The following is a 19,798-nucleotide window of genomic DNA, read 5'->3' as shown; positions in this document are numbered from 1 at the left end:
TTCGGATCCCCCCGAGGTCAAGGAAGCGCGTGCACCACGGACGCGCGCGTGGAAGAGCTCATGGAAATGCGCACGACTGTGCGATCGAGCGACCCGAAGAGTAACAGTGCGTGGGCGGGGCGCCACCGAGATTTCGGAGGCCGCTCTACAGGCGGTGGGCCGCGCCCCCAGGGGTGACGCCCCGGGTGTCGAGCAGCAGCTGGGCCTTGACCGCAAGACCTTGGAGGTCGTACGTGCGGTGGTGCTGGAGCAGCACCGTGAGGTCGGCGTGGGCGGCCGCTTCGTAGAGCGAGTCCACGCGCGGCACGGGCTGGTCGCGCACGCGCCAGTCCGGCACATACGGGTCGTGGTAGCTCACCGACGCCCCCAGGTCCATCAGCCGCCCCGCGATCTCGGCGGCCGGGGAGCCCTCCAGATCGGCGAGATCGGGCTTGTAGGTGGTCCCGAGGAGCAGTACGCGCGCGCCCCGGGCGGACTTGCCGTGCTCGTTCAGGAGCGTGGTGGAGCGCTGGATGACGTACCGCGGCATATGCGCGTTGATCTCCCGGGCGAGCCCGACCATCCGCAGCCCGGTGTACGGCAGTGGCGTCGGGTCGAGCGGGACGCCGTGGCCGCCGACGCCCGGACCGGGGCGGAACGCCTGGAAGCCGAACGGCTTGGTCTCGGCGCACCGGATGACGTCCCACAGGTCGACGCCCATGTCGTGGCAGAGCACGGCCATCTCGTTGACCAGCGCGATGTTCACCTGGCGGTAGTTGGTCTCCAGGAGCTTGGCCATCTCCGCCTCGCGGGTACCGCGCGCGCGGACGACCTTGTCGGTGAGGCGGCCGTAGAACGCGGCGGCGGACTCGGTGCAGGCGGGGGTGAGGCCGCCGATGACCTTGGGCGTGGTGGCGTAGCCGTGTGTGCGGTTGCCGGGGTCGATGCGGCTGGGGGAGTAGGCGAGGTGGAAGTCGCGGCCCGCACGCAGCCCCGAGCCCGCTTCGAGCAGCGGGCGCAGGAAGTCCTCGGTGGTGCCGGGGTGGACGGCCGACTCCAGGATGACCGTGGTGTGCGGGCGCAGCCGCGCTGCCAGCGTGCGCGCCGCGTCGGCGACGGCGGTGAGGTCCAGGGTGCGGTCGGCGCCGAGCGGGGTGGGCGCGCAGATCACGGCGGTGCGCACCCGGCCGAGCTCGGCCGGTCCGGCGGCGGTACGGAAGCCCCCCGCGAGCATCCGGCGCAGCTCGGCGGCGGTGAGGCAGCCGTCGACCGGGGGGCGCCCGGCGCGGAGTTCGGCGAGGACGTGCGGGTCGGTGTCGTGGCCGACGGTGTCGATGCCCGCGGCGGCCGCGGCCTGGGCGAGCGGCAGGCCGAGGTGGCCGAGTCCGATGACGGCGAGGTCTGCGGGCATGCGATGACCGTCCTTCCCATAACCGGAGGGGGCAAGGTGCGCAAGCCCTGTGGACAGAATGGGCGTTACGCAATGTCAGACTAAGAGTAAATATGACCGTTATGCGGCATTGTGGGCCCGGGGTCGTCCGAGTGTTGTCCACAGGCGGTGGCCGATGTCGGTGGTCGCGTCCAGAATCGAGGTTGTGAGCCAGACCACCCAGATCAACGGGAGGCAGCCGTGAGGACAGCGACACTGGGACCGGTGCAGCGTGCCGAGGCGCTCGCCGCGATGGCCGAGCGCGAGCTCGACGTGCTGGTCGTCGGCGCCGGGGTGGTCGGCGCGGGCACCGCGCTGGACGCCGCGACCCGCGGCCTGTCCACCGGGCTGGTGGAGGCGCGGGACTGGGCCTCGGGCACCTCCAGCCGGTCGAGCAAGCTGATCCACGGCGGGCTGCGATATCTGGAGATGCTGGACTTCGCGCTGGTCAGAGAAGCGCTGAAGGAGCGCGGGCTGCTCCTCGAACGGCTGGCCCCACACCTGGTCAAGCCTGTGCCGTTCCTCTATCCGCTCCAGCACAAGGGCTGGGAGCGGCTGTACGCGGGATCGGGCGTGGCGCTGTACGACGCGATGTCGATCTCGTCCGGCCACGGCCGGGGGCTGCCGGTCCACCGGCATCTGTCCCGCCGCAGCGCCCTGCGGGTCGCGCCCTGCCTGAAGAAGGAAGCGCTGGTCGGGGCCTTGCAGTACTACGACGCGCAGATGGACGACGCGCGTTATGTGGCCACCTTGGTCCGCACTGCCGCGAGTTACGGCGCACACGCGGCCAACCGGGCCAGGGTGACCGGGTTTCTGCGCGAGGGCGAGCGGGTCGTCGGGGCGCGCGTGCGCGATGTGGAGGGAGGCGGGGAGTACGAGATCCACGCCAAACAGATCGTCAACGCGACGGGGGTGTGGACGGACGACACCCAGGCGATGGTCGGTGAGCGCGGCCAGTTCCACGTCCGGGCCTCCAAGGGCATCCATCTGGTGGTGCCCAAGGACCGGATCCACTCCACGAGCGGGCTCATCCTGCGCACCGAGAAGTCGGTGCTCTTCGTGATCCCATGGGGCAGGCACTGGATCGTCGGCACGACCGACACCGACTGGGACCTGGACAAGGCGCATCCGGCGGCCTCCAGCGCGGACATCGACTACCTGCTGGAACACGTCAATTCGGTCCTCGCCGTCCCGCTGACCAGGGACGATGTGCAGGGGGTCTACGCGGGCCTGCGCCCGCTGCTGGCCGGTGAGTCGGACGCCACCAGCAAGCTCTCGCGCGAGCACACCGTGGCGCATCCGGTGCCCGGGCTCGTGGTGATCGCGGGCGGCAAGTACACGACGTACCGGGTGATGGCGAAGGACGCGGTGGACGAGGCGGTGCACGGCCTGGACCAGCGGGTCGCGGCCTGTGTCACCGAGGACGTGCCGCTGCTCGGCGCGGAGGGATACCGGGCGCTGTGGAACGCGCGGGCGAGGATCGCCGCGCGGACCGGGCTCCATGTGGTGCGCGTGGAGCACCTGTTGAACCGGTACGGCTCGCTCACCGAGGACCTGATCGAGCTGATCGTGGCCGACCCGTCGATGGGGGAGCCGCTGAGCGCGGCCGAGGACTATCTGCGGGCCGAGATCGTCTACGCCGCGTCGCACGAGGGCGCCCGTCACCTCGACGACGTGCTGACCCGGCGCACCCGGATCTCGATCGAGACGTTCGACCGGGGCACGCGGTCGGCCCGGGAGTGCGCCGAGCTGATGGCGCCGGTCCTCGGCTGGGACAAGGAGCAGATCGAGAAGGAGGTGGAGCACTACGAGAAGAGGGTGCAGGCCGAGCGCGAGTCGCAGCGCCAGCCGGACGACCTGACGGCGGACGCGGCGCGGCTGGGAGCGCCGGACATCGTGCCGCTGTAGGGCGACGGGCCCAGCCGGGGGCTACGGGGTGGGCGTCGGGCAGAACTCGGTGTTGAGCAGGGCGAGTTCCAGGGAGGGGTCGGTGAGGGTGTCGGTGTTGATGCGGAAGACGACGGTGTGGCGGCCGTCGACGGTGGCGGCCGCGTGGACGAGGCTGCCCGATATATGCCCGTTGTGGCCCCAGACGGTGATCCCGCAGGAGAGCCGCTGCGGGTAGATGCCGAGGCCGTATACGCCGTGGGTGGCGGCGGTGCTGAGCAGTTCGCGCTGCTGGGGCGCGGGCAGCAGCTCGCCGCCGAGCAGGGCCGCGTAGAAGCGGTTCAGATCGGCGAGCGTGGAGACCAGTTCTCCGGCGGCCCCCGCCCGGCGCGGGTCGAGGTCGGTGACGTCCCGGCCGTCGGCGGAGTACGCGCGGCTGTGCGGGGAGGGCAGCGTGGTGCGGGCACCCGGGAAGGAGGTGCCGGTGAGACGGAGGGGAGAAATGATGCGGCGTTCGGCCTCAGCCGCGTAGGAGTGGCCGGTGACCTGCTGAACAACCATGCCGAGGACTACGTAGTTGGTGTTCGAGTACGCGTAGGTGCCCAAGGGTCCGGGGGAGTGGGCGAGGGCGATACGGACGGCTGCTGAGGGGGTGAGTGGAACCGGGACCGTGGTGTCGGCCGTGTAGGGGAACAGACCGCTGGTGTGGGAGAGCAAGGAGCGCAGGGTGAGGTGGCGGCCGTCGTTTCCATGGCCGCGTATCAGGCCCGGCAGATGCTGTTCCACGGTGTCGTCGAGGTTCAGCCTGCCCTCGGCCGCCAGCTGGAGCACCACCGTCGCGACGAAGGACTTGGTGACGCTGCCCGCCCGGAAGCGGTCGGCGCGGCCGAGGCCGGATCCGGCGGTGCGGAACCGGGAGCTGGTGCGGGACGCCGAGCCGGTGCGGGCTTGGGAGTCCGTGCCCGAGCGGGAGTCCGTGTCCGACAGGGAGTCCATGCCCGGCCGGGAGTCCGTGTCCGACAGGGAGTCCGTGCCCGGCCGGGAGTCCGTGTCCGACGGGGAGTCCGTGCTGGACGGCGGATCCGTGTGGGACCCGGGGTCCGTACGGTTCTCGGCGAGCAGCGCGGCGGCCGGGGCGGCGCCCTCGGTGACCAGTCGGGTGAGCGCGGTGACCTGCGGGTCCGGGCGGTCCGGGGGCTCCGGAGGGCTGGGCAGGCACAGGCTGCCCAGGGCGCAGAGCGAGCCGGCCAGGGGTATGGCGAGCAGTGTCCGAAGTGTCGGCATCGCGGTCGTCCCCCTTCCGGGAGCCATCTTGGCGGACGGCGGACCCGGGACAATCATTGGTCCCGGCGTGAGAGACAATGGACGTTCTGCCAGGGCGGGTGCCGCTCCCCCGGGGGCCAACCCCCGGACCCCCGGCAGGAGAAGCAGGACAAAGCGGTGAACCGGGCCGCCTCACGAGGCAAGTTGCGGGGAGCCGTCGGCCGGGACGCGGTCGGTGCGGGCGCGGATCAGGGATCGCAGAGGGGACGCATGTCGGAGGCGGAGCAGTCGCGGGAGCCCCAGCGGGACGAGCGGAAGGAGCCCGGCCGTAAGGCCGAGGGCAGGCTCCTGGCCGATCGGTACCGGCTCGGGGATGTGCTCGGCCGTGGCGGCATGGGCACGGTCTGGCGTGCCGTCGACGAGACGCTGGGCCGTACCGTCGCCGTCAAGGAGCTGCGCTTTCCCAGCAGCATCGACGACGAGGAGAAGCGTCGGCTCATCACGCGCACCCTGCGCGAGGCCAAGGCGATCGCCCGGATCCGCAACACCAGCGCGGTGACGGTCTACGACGTCGTGGACGAGGACGACCGGCCGTGGATCGTCATGGAACTCGTCGAGGGCAAGTCGCTCGCCGAAGCGGTGCGCGAGGACGGGCTGCTGACGCCGCGCCGGGCCGCCGAGGTCGGGCTCGCCATCCTCGACGTGCTGCGCTCCGCGCACCGCGAGGGCATCCTGCACCGTGATGTGAAGCCGTCCAACGTGCTGATCGCCGAGGACGGCCGGGTCGTGCTCACCGACTTCGGTATCGCGCAGGTCGAGGGCGACCCGTCCATCACCTCGACCGGCATGCTCGTCGGCGCGCCCTCGTACATCTCGCCGGAGCGCGCGCGTGGCCACAAGCCCGGTCCGGCCGCCGACCTGTGGTCGCTGGGCGGTCTGCTCTACGCGAGCGTGGAGGGCGTCCCGCCGTACGACAAGGGTTCGGCGATAGCGACGCTGACCGCGGTCATGACCGAGCCGGTGGACCCGCCGCAGAACGCGGGACCGCTCCTGGAGAAGGTCATTTACGGGCTGCTCGCCAAGGACCCCGAGCAGCGGCTCGACAACGCGGCGGCGCGTGCGCTGCTCACCGAGGTCATCCACGCCCCGGAGAAGCCGGAGCCTGCGCCGGAGCCGGTGTCGTCCGAGGTGACGCGGGTCGTCGCGCTGCCCCCCGTGCCCGGCGAGCCCAAGGGCGACACGGGCGCGAAGGCGAAGGAGGTGGCCGACGCGGCCGCCGACCGGATGCGGGGCGCGCTCAAGTCCGTACGGAACGCGGCGGTGGCGGCGCAGACCACCGCCAAGGAGAAGGCGAAAGAGAAGGCAAAGGACCGGGCTGTCGGCAAGACCGCCGCCAAGTCCCTTGGCGGGGCGGCCGGGTCGGCGTCCGTCGCGCCCCCGACGCCGTCCGGGCCGCCCGCGCCGGTGCGGGCGCCGCTCACCGACGTGGTGCCGCGCCGCACCCTCGTGATCATCGCGGTCGTCGCGGCGCTGGCCGTGCTCGGCACGGTGCTCGCGATAGCGCTGAGTGGCGGCGGTGACGACAATGGCAAGGCCAAGACCGGCAAGGACGGCAAGAGCGACAAGGCCGCGTCCAGCGGGGCCACGGCGGGCGGCGACAAGAACGCCAACGGCAAGACCGGCAACGGCCAGGCGCAGGGCCAGGGTCAGGGCAGCGGACAGGGGCAGGCGCAGACCGAGGGGCAGAGCGGCGGCAAGACCTCCGGTTCGCCCGCGACCCCCGGCACCGGGTCCGGGTCCGGGAACGGCAACGCGGCCGGGCTGCCCAGCGGTTACACCATGGTCACCGACGGCGACTTCCACTTCTCCATGGCCATGCCCGCCGGGTTCCACCGCACCGGCACAGCCGGGGAGAACTCGGGCGGCATATACAGCGCCAACGGCGGCTTCCCGCGTGTCCAGGTCGACTTCAACTCCAGCCCGTCCGACGACGCCAAGCGGGCCTGGCTGGAGCTCGCCGGCGCGGTCGCGGGGAGCAGCAGCAACTACAAGCTGGTCGGCATACAGTCGGTGTCGTACAAGGGCTACCCCACGGTGGCCGACTGGACGTTCGAGCGGGATCAGAGCGGCCAGCACGTACGCGTGCTCAACCGTGGCTTCAAGGCCGACGGGTCGCACGGCTACGCGATCATGATCACCTGCAAGGCGGGCGAGTGGGACGCCGAGCCGTGTGCGACGCTGCGTAAGACGGCGTTCGACACGTTCAGCCCCAAGGACTGAGCAGGCCACGTATCGTGAGAGCCCGCGGACCGTACGCAGCCACAATGGGCCGGTAATCGACCGGAATTGACGGGTTCGGGGGACAGCGCGCTCTGGGGAGGCGTCGTGGACGAGTATGCGGGTCGGGTGCTCGCCGACCGCTATCGGCTGCCGCTGCCGCCTTCGGACGAGTACGAACTGGTCGAGACCCGGGCGTTTGACACCTACAGCGGACAGGAAGTCCTGGTGCGGCGGGTGCCGTTGCCGGAGGTCGTCGACGCCGAGGTGCAGGGGGCGGACGGGCGGTACGGGGGAGGGTTCGGCGGCGGGGCGCAGCGACGGCCCGCCGATCCGTTTCTGCGGCGCGCGATCGAGGCGGCCCAGGCGGCCGCGCGGATCCCCGACCATCCCCGGCTCGACCAGGTCTTCGATGTGTTCGCCGAGGACGGTTCGCTGTGGATCGTCAGCGAACTCGTCATGGCCCGGCCACTGGCCGCGCTGCTCGCCGAGCGGCCGATGGCGCCGTACCGGGCGGCGGAGGTCGCCTCGGATGTGCTGACCGCGCTGCGCGTGCTGCACGCGCACGGCTGGACGCACCGGAACATCACGGCCCGGACCGTGTTGATATGCGATGACGGCCGCGTGATGCTGACCGGTCTCGCGGTCGGCGCGGCGGAGGAAGCGCTGTGCGGTTACGCGGTGGTGCCGGCGGGGTTCGACGGTGGGGACGACGACTTCGGGGCGCCGGGTGCCGGTGAGCCGGTGGAGGCGACCGACGGGGCTGATGTCGTTGACCCCCACGCCCCCTTCAGGCCGCCCGCGCCGACGGCTCCGGCCGCCCGGCCCGCCTCGCTTCCGTCGACCAGGGCGCCGGCGCTGCCCGCGGGTTGGTCCCCGGCGGGACCGGACGGAGACGGCCCGGATGATGACGTCGAGGCGGCCAACGGGCAGGCGGGCCCCGGACAAGGCGGAGCCCTCGTGCCCCGGCCCGGCACCTCCACCGCCGCCGGAACACGCGCCGGGGCCATCGCCGCGTACCGGGCCGGAGCGCGGGCCGCCGCGCGCGTGGGGGACGACGGGGCACTGCCCATGCAGCGTCCGGCGCCCCCGCAGGCCGAGTTGGAGGGTGTGTGGCGCGACGCCGACACCGGCTCCAGGGCTGATGTCGTCGACCGGGACATGTACGACCCGGTGAGCGGGACGCGCGTACCCCGTACGCCTGCCGCCGGATCCCACGCGACACCGGCCACGAGCCACACCACCGGCCACACCACCGCGTCCGCGAGCCCCTACGCAGTCGAGGAGGGCCCGGACTCGGGGCGGACCAGGCGGGCGTACGACCCGGTCACGGGCCGTTGGATCCCGCGTCCGGAACTCGCCCGCCCGCCGGGCGCACCGACCTCCTCCGGCGCACCCGGCGTCCCCAGCGCACCCCCCGCCACCACCGGCCCCCCGCCCTCCGCCGCGCCGCAGCCCGCCTTGCCGCATGCCGTCGGGGCCGGGGCCGACGCGTTGCGGGCCGACGCGCAGCGGCAGACGCATGCCAGTGCGGGCGTTGTCGCCCGGGAGAACGGCGCGGGCGGCTGGGGAGCCGTGGCGCCGCAGCCGCACGGGGGCGGGTACCACGGGCCCACCACACGCCTCGCGGCCGAGCGGGCGCGGCAGACGCGCATCGCCGTCGTGGGGGGTGTCACCGAGCGGTGGGCGCCCGAGCAGGCCGGGCCGATACACGAGAACTGGCGGCTCGCGCCGCCGATCGGGCCCGCCACCGATCTGTGGGCGCTGGGCGCGCTGCTGTTCCGGGCGGTGCAGGGGCACGCTCCGTACCCGGAGGAGAACGCGGTCGAGCTGGTGCAGATGGTGTGCGGCGAGCCGCCCGCGTTCGCCGAGGAGTGCGGCCCGCTGCGGCCGGTCGTGGAGTCGCTGCTGCGCCAGGACCCCACCGAGCGGCCGGACTTCGAGGAGCTGCGCGGCTGGCTGCGCTCGATCGTGCGGTCCGCGCCCGAACCGGACGCGGGCACCCATGTCGTCCCGCTGCCCTCGCCCGATGCGACCCGGCTGCCGATCCTGCGGCGTCGGGGCGAGTTGGTGCGGCGCCGCCGCGCGGCCTCCGGTGAGCACGGCCGCCATCGACAGAAGCGTCAGCCCAAGCCCCGCAGGCCGGAGCGGCTGAGCAGACATGAGGAGTTCAGCGAGCCCGGCGTCTCCCTGCGGGCCGAATCCCGTACGTCTCGTACGCCGAAGCGGGAGCGCACGCGCGCGCCAGAACGAGAGAACACACCCCGTTCCCTCGGGCGCAGCCTCGTCCTGCTCGTCCTTCTGCTCCTCGTCGCCGCCCTCGCGTACGCCGTGTTCTTCATGCCCAGGTCCGGCTCCAAGGACGCGACGGACAACGGTGGTGGGTCGCCCGCCGGAAAGAGCGCACCGCGCACCACGCCGACGCCCGGCACCGGCACCACCGAGCGCACCGGTTCGCCCTCCTCCCCCCAGACCCAGACCACCGCGCCCGGCGGGCAGCCGCCCGCCAAGGGGTACGTGATCCGTACGGACCCAGAGGGGTTCCGGACCGCCGTCGATCCGTCCTTCGAGCGGCAGCCCATCAATGACGCCGGACAAGTCCGTTATGTCGGTGGGGACTTCACGCTGGTCGTTGTGCCCGGCCGGGACAGCGTCAAGAGCATGGGTGACGACCCGCTCGCGTACCAGCGCGACAAGGAGCGCGAGCTACAGCCGTTTCGGGACTCGGCCTGGGCCACCGCGGCCGGGTTGAGACGGGTCGACATTGGCCGAAAAGTGACTGCCGAGGGGCAGTTCACCTGGCGTGACAGCACTGGCCGGACCGTTTACGTGCGCAATCAGGTCATGATTCTCAATGGCCGGTATCACCTCATCCAGGTCATCGGTCCGGAGCCGCAGCGGGACAAGGTGACGGAGATCTATACGCAGGCCACGGCCGCCTACAGCGCCACTCGTTGACGGTTCATAGGTTGCCTCAGACACATACTTCGCAGTCGGTCCGGCGCAAGGTGCCCCCGAGGTTCCCTGGCCGGAATCCGCTCCGTAACCTTGCCCCTTAAGAACCGGCCGGGCGGGGGACGTGGAACAGAACCAGAGCAACAGCGGCAAGGGCGCGGAAGCGGTGGCGGCGGGGCTGCTGCTGGCCGGGCGCTACCGTCTGGGCGACACCATCGGCCGCGGTGGCATGGGCAAGGTCTGGCGGGCCCACGACGAGGTCCTGCACCGGACGGTGGCCGTCAAGGAGCTGACCGCCGCGCTGTACGTGGCGGAGGCCGACCGCGTAGTGCTGCACGCGCGGACGCAGAAGGAGGCGCGGGCCGCCGCGCGCATCACGCACCCCGGCGTGGTCACCGTCCACGATGTGCTCGACCACGACAACCGCCCCTGGATCGTGATGCAGTACGTCGACGGGCCCTCGCTCGCCGACGCCGTCAAGGCCGCCGAGACCGGGCGCATAGAAGCCCGCGAAGCCGCCCGAATAGGCCTGCACGTCCTCGGCGCGCTGCGCGCCGCCCACGCGGCCGGGGTGCTGCACCGCGACGTCAAGCCCGGCAACGTCCTGCTCGCCCGCGACGCGCGCGTGCTGCTCACCGACTTCGGTATCGCCGCCATCGAGGGCGACTCCACGATCACCCGAACCGGTGAACTCGTCGGCTCGATCGACTATCTGGCGCCCGAGCGGGTACGAGGAGGACAGCCCGGTCCCGCCTCCGACCTCTGGTCGCTGGGCGCCACGCTCTACACCGCCGTCCAGGGTGAGTCGCCCTTCCGCCGCTCCTCGCCCATCTCCACCATGCAGGCCGTGGTGAACGAGGAGCCCCCGCCCGCCACCCACGCGGGAGCGCTCGCCCCGGTCATCACCGCCCTGCTGCGCAAGGACCCCGAGGACCGCCCCTCGGCCGAAGAGGCCGAGCGGATGTTCCTGGAGGCGATGGAGGGGCGCGAGCCCAAGGCCGCGCACGAGTACGTGCCGACCCGGCAGGTCTCCGAGGCCGAACTGCACGCGGCCAACGGCCCTGCCGGCGGCTCCGGTACGGTCCGCACACCCGCGCCCGTGCCCGCACCGGAGGCCGTGGTGCCCGCGCCCGTCGTCGCGCCCGCGCGCCCGGCGGGCAGGCGGCGCTGGCGGACGGTCGCCCTGGTGGTCGCGCTCGCGGCCGTCGTCGGCGGCGGGGTCGGCCTCGCCGTGCTCAAGTACCGCGACAGAGGCGGCGACAGCAGCACCGGCACCACCACGACCGGCACGGCCAGCAAGTCCCCGGACAAGGCCACGGACAAGCCGACCAAGCAGGGCGACGCGTCGCTGCCCGACGGATGGCAGCGGGTGAAGGACCCGGCCGGGTTCACCCTCTTCGTGCCCGAGGGCTGGCGGCGCCAGATGGACGGCAAGGAGGTCGACTACACGCCGGACGACGGCCGCCACTACATCCGGATCAGCGTGGGCAAGCCCGACTTCGAGAATCCGTACATGCACCAGCTGAACCTGGAGAAGGCGCTGGAGAAGCGGCTGCCCAAGTACCAGCGGATCACGCTGCACTCCAACACCTTCCGGGACCAGGTGAACTCCTCGCTCTGGGAGTTCACCTACGTGGAGAAGAAGGGCTTCCCGGGCAAGCGGCACGCGATCGACCAGATGTACTTCTCGGACGGCGGCGGCACCGAGTACGCGGTGTACATGTCGGGCCCGGAGACCGACTGGGCGACCACCCGCGAGCAGTTCGACACGGTGCTGCGCGGCTGGCAGCCGCCGCCGCTCAACTGACGGCCTGTCAGCTCCTGTTGCGGCCGTCCCGTGACCTCACGCCCTGCTCGGGCACGGGCCCGTGCGGCATGATGGGCCCAGGACGAGTATCAGGGGGAAGACGCGGTGTCCGCACCCAGTGATCCGCGTGGCGGTCCGGCCGACGAGCGCCTGATCGCCGGGCGCTACCGGCCGACGGCCCGGCTCGGCCGGGGCGGCATGGGCACGGTGTGGCGCGCCCAGGACCAACTGCTCGGCCGCCAGGTCGCGGTCAAGGAGCTGCACCCCGATGGCGGCGGCCCCGCCATGGCCGCGCTGCGCGAGGCCCGGGCCGTGGCGCAGATCAAGCACCCGCACGTCATCGTCGTCCACGACGTGGTCGAGCAGGACGGGCGCTCGTACATCGTGATGGAGCTGGTCGAGGGCGGTTCGCTCGCCGACCGGCTGCGGCTGCGCGGGCCGGTCGACGCGGCCGAGGCGGCCCGGATGGGCATCGCGCTGCTCGGCGCACTGAGCACCGCGCACCGCCAGGGCGTGCTCCACCGCGACCTCAAGCCCGCCAACGTCCTCCTTGAGGAGGGCACCGGCCGGGTGGTGCTCACCGACTTCGGGATCGCGCAGCTGCCGGGCACCACCACGATCAGCGAGGAGGGCGCGTTCGTCGGCTCGCCCGAGTACACCGCGCCGGAGCGGATGCAGGGGGCTGCGGCCGGGCCCGAGTCCGACCTGTGGTCGCTCGGCGCGCTCCTGTGCGCCGCCCTGAGCGGCGAATCGCCCTTCCACCGCGACTCGTTGGGCGGTGTGCTGCACGCCGTGGTCACCGACGAGATCCGCCCGCCCGCTGCCGCAGCCCCGCTGCTCCCGGTGGTCCACGGGCTGCTCGACCGGGACCCGGTACGCCGGTTGGGCGCGCCGGAGGCCACGGAACTGCTGAAGGCGTACGTGGCGACCGGCTCCACCCCCGTCACCCCGCGCACGTACACGCCGACCGAGCGGGTGGCGGTGACCGGCCCGGCCTCCCGGCCCAAGCGGGCCAGGACCGCGCTGGTCGCGGCGGCCGCGGTCGTCGTCCTCGCCGGTGCGGGCGCGGCCACCGCCGTCCTGCTGAGCAGCGACGACAGCGGCCAGGGCGGCGGCAACGCACAGGCCGCCACCGGTGGCGGGACCACGGCGACGGTCACCGCCTCCTCGGCAGCCTCCGTGCGACCCGGGCCGGCGGGCGCCACCGTGACGGTCACCGCGTCCGAGCCCGCCCCGGCCGGCACCGCGCCCGCCGGGTACCGCACGGTCCGCGACCCGGACGGCTTCAGCCTCACGGTCCCGGCGGGCTTCACCCGTACCACCGACGACCGGCGGGTCTTCTACGTCTCGCCGGACGGCGCCTTCCGGCTCGGCATCCGGCTGCAGAACTCCGTGTCCGGCGGCCCGCTCGGCGTGATGCGGCTCGCCGACGCCAACGGGTCGAGCACCAACCCCGGTTACCGGGACGGCAAGGTCGTCGCCACCACCCACCAGGGCCATGACGCGGCACTGTGGGAGTTCAGCTGGAACGGCTTCAGTACGGCCGAGGGGCCCCGGCACACGTATGACGAGTCCTGGGACGAGAGCGGCAAGATGTACGACGTGTGGGTCTCGGCGCCGATAGGGCGGCGCGACGAGGCCAAGCGGCACTTCGACACCGCGCTCGACTCGTTCACGCCGTCGGCCTGATCCGTCCGCCCGGCCGGTCACGTCTCCGCGCGGCCCTTGTCACGTCACGGCTCTGCATCCGCTGAACCCCCTCTGTGGCACGGGCAACTCCTGTTCGACAGGATGTGTGCATGACGAACGACGGGGGACGGGCCGACGAGCCCACCAGCTACGGCCTTCAGCCGCCGCAGCCCGTACCGAACGCGTACGAGCCCACGCAGAGCGAGGCCGGTGCCGGGCGCATCCTCGGCGGGCGCTACCGGCTCGTCGACCGCCTCGGCCACGGCGGTATGGGCACGGTCTGGCGTGCGCACGACGAGGTGGTGGACCGCGATGTCGCGGTCAAGGAGCCGCGCGTCCCGGAACACCTGGGCGAGCGCGAGCGCGCCACCGTCCACACGCGGATGCAGCGCGAGGCGCGGGCCGCCGCCCGGATCGACCACCCCAGCGTCGTCACCATGCACGACGTGGTCGTCGAGGACGGCAAGCCGTGGATCGTGATGGAGCTGGTGCGCGGCCACTCGCTGGCCGACCGGCTCCAGGAGGGCACCCTCGACGTCCGCGAGGCCGCGCGGATCGGGCTCGCGGTCCTCGGCGCGCTCACCGCGGCCCATGAGGCGGGCGTCCTGCACCGCGATGTGAAGCCCGCCAACGTCCTGCTCGGGCGCGGCGAGCGGGTGGTGCTCACCGACTTCGGCATCGCGCAGGTCGAGGGCGAGGAAGGACTCACCGAGACCGGCGCGTTCGTCGGCTCGCCCGAATTCATCGCGCCGGAGCGGGTGTTGGGTCAGCGGCCCGGCCCGGAGTCGGACCTGTGGTCGCTCGGCGTCGTGCTGTACGCGGCGGTCGAGGGCATGTCCCCCTACCGGCGCAGCAACACCCCGGCCACCCTCCAGGCGGTCCTGTCGGCCGAGCCGCAGATGCCGGCCCGGGGCTCGGGCGCCTTCGGCACGCTGGTGATGCAGCTGCTGCGCAAGGACCCGGCGGCGCGGCCCGCCCCGGCCGAGATCCGCCGGATCCTGGAGTCGGTCGCGAACCCGGCGCCCGCCGCCGTCGCCGCCACCCGGCTGCTGCCCGGCGCGGCGGCCGGTTCCGCCACCGGCGCCCGCGCCTGGGTCCCGCCGGTCCTCGCCGAGAGCAAGCGCGCCCGGTACGGCGTCGGCGGCGGTCTGCTCGCGGTGGTGGTGGCGGTGACGCTGCTGGTCACCGACCCGTTCGGGGGCGGCGGACTGCCCTCCGGCTGGCAGGTGCGGCCCGAGAACGAGGTGCTGAACGCGGACGTCGCCGTGCCCGAGGAGTACAAGCGCAAGCAGGGCGACAAGGGCGACGCGGTCTGGTACTACGACCCCAGCGGCGTCTTCGAGATCGACGTCTGGAAGACCGACACCACCGGCAGGACGGACGACCCCGGTCCCACCGGGGCCGCCTGGAAGTCCCATTACGAGCACGGCGGCGCGTCGGCCACCGAGATGCGCAACGCCGTGGTCACCGTCAAGGACACCACCCACCAGGGCAAGAAGGCGTCCGAGGTGGTCACCGACTTCGTCCCGTACGCGACCTCGGCGAGCGACCCCGACCCGTTGCACTTCCGCTTCCACGAGCTGCTGATCCCCGGAAAAGGCTCGGTCTACTGGCAGCTGCGGGTCAGGATGCCGGCCGCGGGCAAGGCGTCCAAGGACGGCGAGAAGCTGTTCGGCCAAGTCGTCGACGGTCTGAAAATTCATGACCTCTGAGGGAAACAGGGCCTGATCAGCGGTTATGTGGCCAGTGATTACTGGCGTGTTTGTGAGGGTGCGACAAAGGTATTACCGGCGGGTACCCAAACGGTTGCGCCGGGCATACGCTCCCTCCCATGACGGACTCGCAGGCCACGCCCTCCAGCACCCGTACGAACCCGGTCGCCGCGGCTCCCACGGGCGCCCGCACCGCCGCCGATGTGGTCACCCCCGAGGTGGTCGCCCGCCTCACCCGGGGTGTCATCGGCTCCGGCCGGACGGTGAACCACACGCCGTTCACCGGCGAGAAGCTGGCGGACCTGCCCGAGTCCACGCCCGAGGACGTCGCCGAGGCGTTCGCGCGCGCCCGCGCCGCACAGCCCGCCTGGGCCGCGACGTCGCCCCGCGAGCGCGCCGCCGTCCTGCTGCGCTTCCACGACCTGGTCCTCGCCCGCCAGGGCGAGGTCCTCGACCTCATCCAGCTGGAGACCGGCAAGGCGCGCCTGCACGCGCACGAGGAGGTCCAGGCCGTCGCCGTGGCCGCGCGCCACTACGGCCGCAAGGCGCCCGCGTATCTGCGCCCCAAGCGCCACACCGGTGTCGTGCCGACCCTCACCAAGGTCACCGAACTGCGCCAGCCGCGCGGGGTGGTGGGGCAGATCGCGCCCTGGAACTACCCGTTCGAGCTGTCGGTGGGCGACGCGCTGCCCGCGTTCGTCTCCGGCAACGCCGTGGTGATGAAGCCCGACACCGAGACCGCGCTGACCGCGCTGTGGGCCCGTGACCTGCTGATCGAGGCGGGACTTCCCGCCGAGGTGTTCCAGGTCGTGCTCGGCGAGGGCCCGGTCGTCGGCCCCGAGGTCGTCAAGTACGCCGACTACGTCTCGTTCACCGGCTCCACGCGCACCGGCCGCGAGGTCGCCCAGGGCGCGGCGGCCCGACTGGTCGGTGTCTCCCTGGAGTTGGGCGGCAAGAACGCGATGCTGGTGCTGCGCGACGCCGACGTGGAGAAGGCGGCGGCGGGCGCCGTCCGCGCCTGCTTCTCCTCCGCCGGACAGCTCTGCATCTCCATCGAGCGGCTGTACGTCCACGAGTCGATCGCCGACGACTTCGTGGAGCGCTTCGCCGCCCGTACGAAGGCGATGCGGCTCGGCACCTCCCTCGCGTACGGCGCCGACATGGGCTCGCTTGTGGGCGAGCGTCAGCTGGAGACGGTGACCCGGCACGTCGAGGAGGCCGTCGCCAAGGGCGCCAAGCTGGTCGCGGGCGGCGTCGCCCGCCCCGACATCGGCCCGCTCTTCTACGAGCCGACGATCCTGGACGGCGTAGAGGCCCCGATGGCCGTCTGCACCGAGGAGACCTTCGGCCCGGTCGTCTCGATCTACCGGTTCACGGACGAGGACGAGGTCGTCGAGGCCGCGAACGCCACCCCGTACGGTCTCAACTCCTCGGTCTGGACGAAGGATTCGCGCCGGGGCCATCAGGTCGCCGCGAAGCTGCGCACGGGCACGGTCAACATCAACGAGGGGTACGCACCCGCGTACGGCAGCGTGCAGTCCCCGATGGGCGGAATGAAGGACTCCGGCCTCGGCCGCCGGCACGGCTCCGAGGGCATCCTCAAGTACACCGAGGCCCAGACCGTCGCCCAGCAGCGGATCCTCCCGCTGGCGCCGTCCTTCGGCATGGACGACGAGAAGTACGCCGCGTTCATGAGCCGCAGCCTGAAGGCGATGAAGGCGCTCCGCCTGCGCTGAGCCCGCTCGACTCCTTGCCCCCGTCCCGTTCCGAAGTCGCACGAGGAGAGCCGATGTCCCAGGAGACCCCTGCCCAGAACCAGGACGACACGGCGTACGACTACGACGTCCTCGTCGTCGGCTCCGGCTTCGGCGGTTCGGTGACGGCGCTGCGGCTGACCGAGAAGGGCTACCGCGTCGGCGTCCTGGAGGCGGGGCGCCGCTTCACGCGCGCGTCGCTGCCGAAGAACTCCTGGGACATCAAGAACTACCTGTGGGCGCCCAAGCTCGGGATGTACGGCATCCAGCGCATCCATCTGCTCGGCAATGTGATGGTGCTGGCGGGCGCGGGGGTCGGCGGCGGGTCGCTGAACTACGCCAACACCCTGTACGTGCCGCCGAAGCAGTTCTTCGACGACCCGCAGTGGAAGGACATCACGGACTGGCAGGAGGAGTTGGGCCCGTACTACGACCAGGCCCGGCGCATGCTCGGGGTGCGGCTCAATCCGACGATGACCCCCTCCGACGTGCATCTGAAGGCGGCGGCCCAGCGGATGGGGGTGGGCGACACCTTCCACATGGCGCCGGTCGGCGTGTTCTTCGGGGACGGGCAGGACGCCGACGGGACGGCGAAGGCCCGGCCCGGTGAGACGGTCGAGGACCCGTACTTCGGCGGGGCGGGCCCGGCGCGCAAGGCGTGCACCGAGTGCGGTGAGTGCATGACGGGCTGCCGCCACGGCGCGAAGAACACCCTCAACGAGAACTACCTCTACCTCGCCGAGAAGGCGGGCGCGATGGTGCACCCGATGACCACCGTCGTCTCGGTCACCGACGACTCGCGCGGCGGATACGCAGTGGCCACGCTTCCCACCGACAACCGCAAGAAGGCCCCGGGGCGGCTTTTCACGGCCCGGCGCGTGGTGATCGCGGCGGGCACCTACGGCACCCAGACCCTGCTGCACCGTATGCGCTCGGGCGGTCAACTCCCGTACATCTCCATGAAGTTGGGCGAGCTGACCCGTACCAACTCCGAGGCGCTGGTCGGGGCGCAGACCGACAACCGCCGCTACAAGAAGGCGCACGGCGCGGACCGGGTCGACTTCACCAGGGGCGTCGCCATCACGTCCTCGGTCCATCCCGACGAGAACACCCACATCGAGCCGGTCCGCTACGGCCGGGGCTCGAACGCGATGGGCGGCCTGTCGATCCTCCAGGTGCCGTACGCGCAGGGCTCCTCGCGGGCGCTCGGATGGCTGGCGAACGCGGTGAAGCACCCGACGCTCCTGGCGCGCTCGGTGAGCAACCGGCGCTGGTCGGAGCGGACGATCATCGGGCTCGTCATGCAGTCGCTGGACAACTCCCTGACGACGTATCTGAAGCCGGACGGCGTCGGAAAGGGTCTGCTCACCGCACGCCAGGGCCATGGCGCGCCCAACCCGAAGCAGATCGAGGCGGCCTCGCTGGCGGCGTCCGCGATCGCCGCCGAGATCAACGGCTTCGCGGGCTCGAACGTCGGCGAGCTGATGGGCACCCCGCTGACCGCGCACTTCCTGGGCGGCTGCCCGATCGGCGCGTCGGCCGAGGAGGGCGTGATCGACCCGTACCACCGGCTCTTCGGGCATCCGGGGATCTCGGTGGTCGACGGGGCGGCGGTCTCGGCGAACCTGGGCGTGAACCCGTCCCTGACGATCACGGCGCAGGCCGAGCGGGCGATGTCGTTCTGGCCGAACAAGGGCGAGACCGACCGGCGCCCGGCCCAGGGCAGGCCGTACGTACGGGTCGCGGCGGTGGCGCCGAAGTCCCCGGCGGTCCCGGAGGACGCGTTCGGCGCGCTGCGGCTGCCGTTCCTGGGGATGCCGACGGTGCCGCCGAAGAAGTCGGACGAGCCCGAGGTGTAGGACTTCGGCCACCGACGGAAGACGGGGAGCGCTGCACCCCCCTCCGAGTGCAGCGCTCCCCGCTCGTCCACGGGCCCCGCAGAACATGCGGGGCCGTTGGTTCCGCAGGGGATGACCTGCAACTCCTGTCAATGGTTGTCCCAGGACTCACAGAATCCTTATGTGCTTCCCGTCACATCTGTTTCGGGTGCCCGAAGGGTTACGGGAGAGATCCCGCCAAAGGCATGGCTCGGGGCAACCCGGCGAGCGGTGCGAGGCTCCGCGCGCGAGCGGAAGAGGGCCTGGCCAGAAGCCGGCAGTGGCCCGGACAGAGCGAAGGGCCCCGCGTCGGGCCATCCTCCTGGGGACGGCCCGCGGGGCCCTTGGCGTCAGCACCGACGTCAGGGCAGCATCGGTGCCTCGGGGCGGCGACGGGGGGTGGCGCCGCCGGGGTGTGCGCCGGGTGGCCGACCCGGCGCGCGGGGGGCGCGCGGATGGTATCGACCACTGGCAGTCGCTCTGCGCAGTACGGGACGTGTCTTTGCATCGTGAGGGATGGGCTGCGGACCGCGCAACCGTTTGGACCGGATGCGGCCGGCCCCGGGCGTCCCCGGAACCGACCGCTTTAAAGGGTGACCGGGCTGCTGTCCCCTGCCGTCCGGTCACGCGCGCTGGGGCGAGGTCCCACGACGCACCAACGGTGCGTCACACGCTCCAGCGGAGCCACGCGTGGTTTTTTCGGGCCCGCCCCTGGCTGGCACGGACACCCTGACAAACGAAGTGGGGCCGGGGGCGGTCACGGCGCCGGACGGGTGAGGATGCGACCGAACGCAGATGCGGCCCGTCCCGCTCGTCCTCGGCCGTTCAGATACGGCCCCGGCACAGCTCCAGCATCGTCATCGCCAGCGCGGTGCCGGGCTTGCCCAGCGCGTCCCGGTAGTGGGCCAGGACCTCCATCTCGCGGTTCAGGTTCACCCGGCGCCCGCCGGAGGCGATGCGGGACTCCTGGATGACGGCCGAGACGGCCATCCGTTCCTGGATGAGGCCGATGATCCGGTCGTCGAGCGTGTCGATGCGCTCGCGGGCGCCGGTGATCACGGTCGCGGCCTCGTCGGTACGGGCGCCGGTCTTCTCGGTCTGCGTGATGGAGGTCTGCGTGAGGGACATGTCGGGGGTCTCCTTGGGTCTTCGGGGCGGCGGCCCCGGAG

The 19,798-nt window shown here is 72.2% G+C and carries 11 protein-coding genes; 8 read left to right on the top strand and 3 right to left on the bottom strand.

The window, feature by feature from the left end:
* Positions 1-145: 145 nt before the first annotated feature.
* Entirely contained in the window at positions 146-1,390 is a 1,245-nt protein-coding gene (locus tag BG418_RS25640) for a nucleotide sugar dehydrogenase (RefSeq protein WP_188276328.1), read from the bottom strand.
* Positions 1,391-1,609: 219 nt separating this feature from the next.
* Between BG418_RS25640 and BG418_RS25635 the strand changes: the two genes are divergently transcribed.
* A complete protein-coding gene (locus BG418_RS25635) occupies positions 1,610-3,316 on the top strand; it encodes a glycerol-3-phosphate dehydrogenase/oxidase (RefSeq protein WP_188276327.1) in 1,707 nt (568 codons plus the stop codon).
* A 21-nt stretch (positions 3,317-3,337) separates the two neighbouring features.
* Here BG418_RS25635 and BG418_RS25630 read toward each other — a convergent pair whose 3' ends face one another.
* Positions 3,338-4,579, bottom strand: coding sequence for a serine hydrolase (locus tag BG418_RS25630; protein ID WP_188276326.1), 1,242 nt, complete (start codon positions 4,577-4,579; stop codon positions 3,338-3,340).
* Positions 4,580-4,828: 249 nt separating this feature from the next.
* Between BG418_RS25630 and BG418_RS25625 the strand changes: the two genes are divergently transcribed.
* The 7 genes from BG418_RS25625 (at position 4,829) to BG418_RS25595 (ending at position 18,611) form a co-directional block, all read left to right on the top strand.
* Positions 4,829-6,838 carry a serine/threonine-protein kinase gene (locus tag BG418_RS25625; protein WP_188276325.1) on the top strand — a complete coding sequence of 670 codons (2,010 nt, stop codon included), beginning with the start codon at positions 4,829-4,831 and terminating at the stop codon, positions 6,836-6,838.
* A 105-nt stretch (positions 6,839-6,943) separates the two neighbouring features.
* On the top strand, positions 6,944-9,793 hold the full coding sequence (locus tag BG418_RS25620; RefSeq protein ID WP_188276324.1) for a protein kinase: 2,850 nt from the start codon (positions 6,944-6,946) through the stop codon (positions 9,791-9,793).
* A 178-nt stretch (positions 9,794-9,971) separates the two neighbouring features.
* On the top strand, positions 9,972-11,597 hold the full coding sequence (locus tag BG418_RS25615) for a serine/threonine-protein kinase (protein WP_188276589.1): 1,626 nt from the start codon (positions 9,972-9,974) through the stop codon (positions 11,595-11,597).
* Between the two features lie 105 nt (positions 11,598-11,702).
* The gene (locus BG418_RS25610; protein WP_399000237.1) at positions 11,703-13,286 is read left to right on the top strand and encodes a serine/threonine-protein kinase; all 1,584 of its coding nucleotides are present in this window, start codon (positions 11,703-11,705) and stop codon (positions 13,284-13,286) included.
* A gap of 110 nt (positions 13,287-13,396) precedes the next feature.
* Positions 13,397-14,998: a serine/threonine-protein kinase gene (locus BG418_RS25605; protein WP_188276323.1), complete on the top strand. Its 1,602-nt coding sequence runs from the start codon at positions 13,397-13,399 to the stop codon at positions 14,996-14,998.
* Between the two features lie 119 nt (positions 14,999-15,117).
* Positions 15,118-16,734: a succinic semialdehyde dehydrogenase gene (locus tag BG418_RS25600; RefSeq protein ID WP_188276322.1), complete on the top strand. Its 1,617-nt coding sequence runs from the start codon at positions 15,118-15,120 to the stop codon at positions 16,732-16,734.
* A 53-nt stretch (positions 16,735-16,787) separates the two neighbouring features.
* Positions 16,788-18,611 carry a GMC family oxidoreductase gene (locus BG418_RS25595; protein WP_188276321.1) on the top strand — a complete coding sequence of 608 codons (1,824 nt, stop codon included), beginning with the start codon at positions 16,788-16,790 and terminating at the stop codon, positions 18,609-18,611.
* An 843-nt stretch (positions 18,612-19,454) separates the two neighbouring features.
* Here the strand turns inward: BG418_RS25595 and BG418_RS25590 are convergent.
* Entirely contained in the window at positions 19,455-19,757 is a 303-nt protein-coding gene (locus tag BG418_RS25590; protein WP_188276320.1) for a chorismate mutase, read from the bottom strand.
* Positions 19,758-19,798 lie beyond the last annotated feature (41 nt).

Source organism: Streptomyces sp. CBMA152 (assembly GCF_014596475.1).
GTDB lineage: Bacteria > Actinomycetota > Actinomycetes > Streptomycetales > Streptomycetaceae > Streptomyces.
The sequence above is the reverse complement of the archived record's forward strand: the minus strand, read 5'-3'. Positions and strand labels throughout refer to the sequence as shown.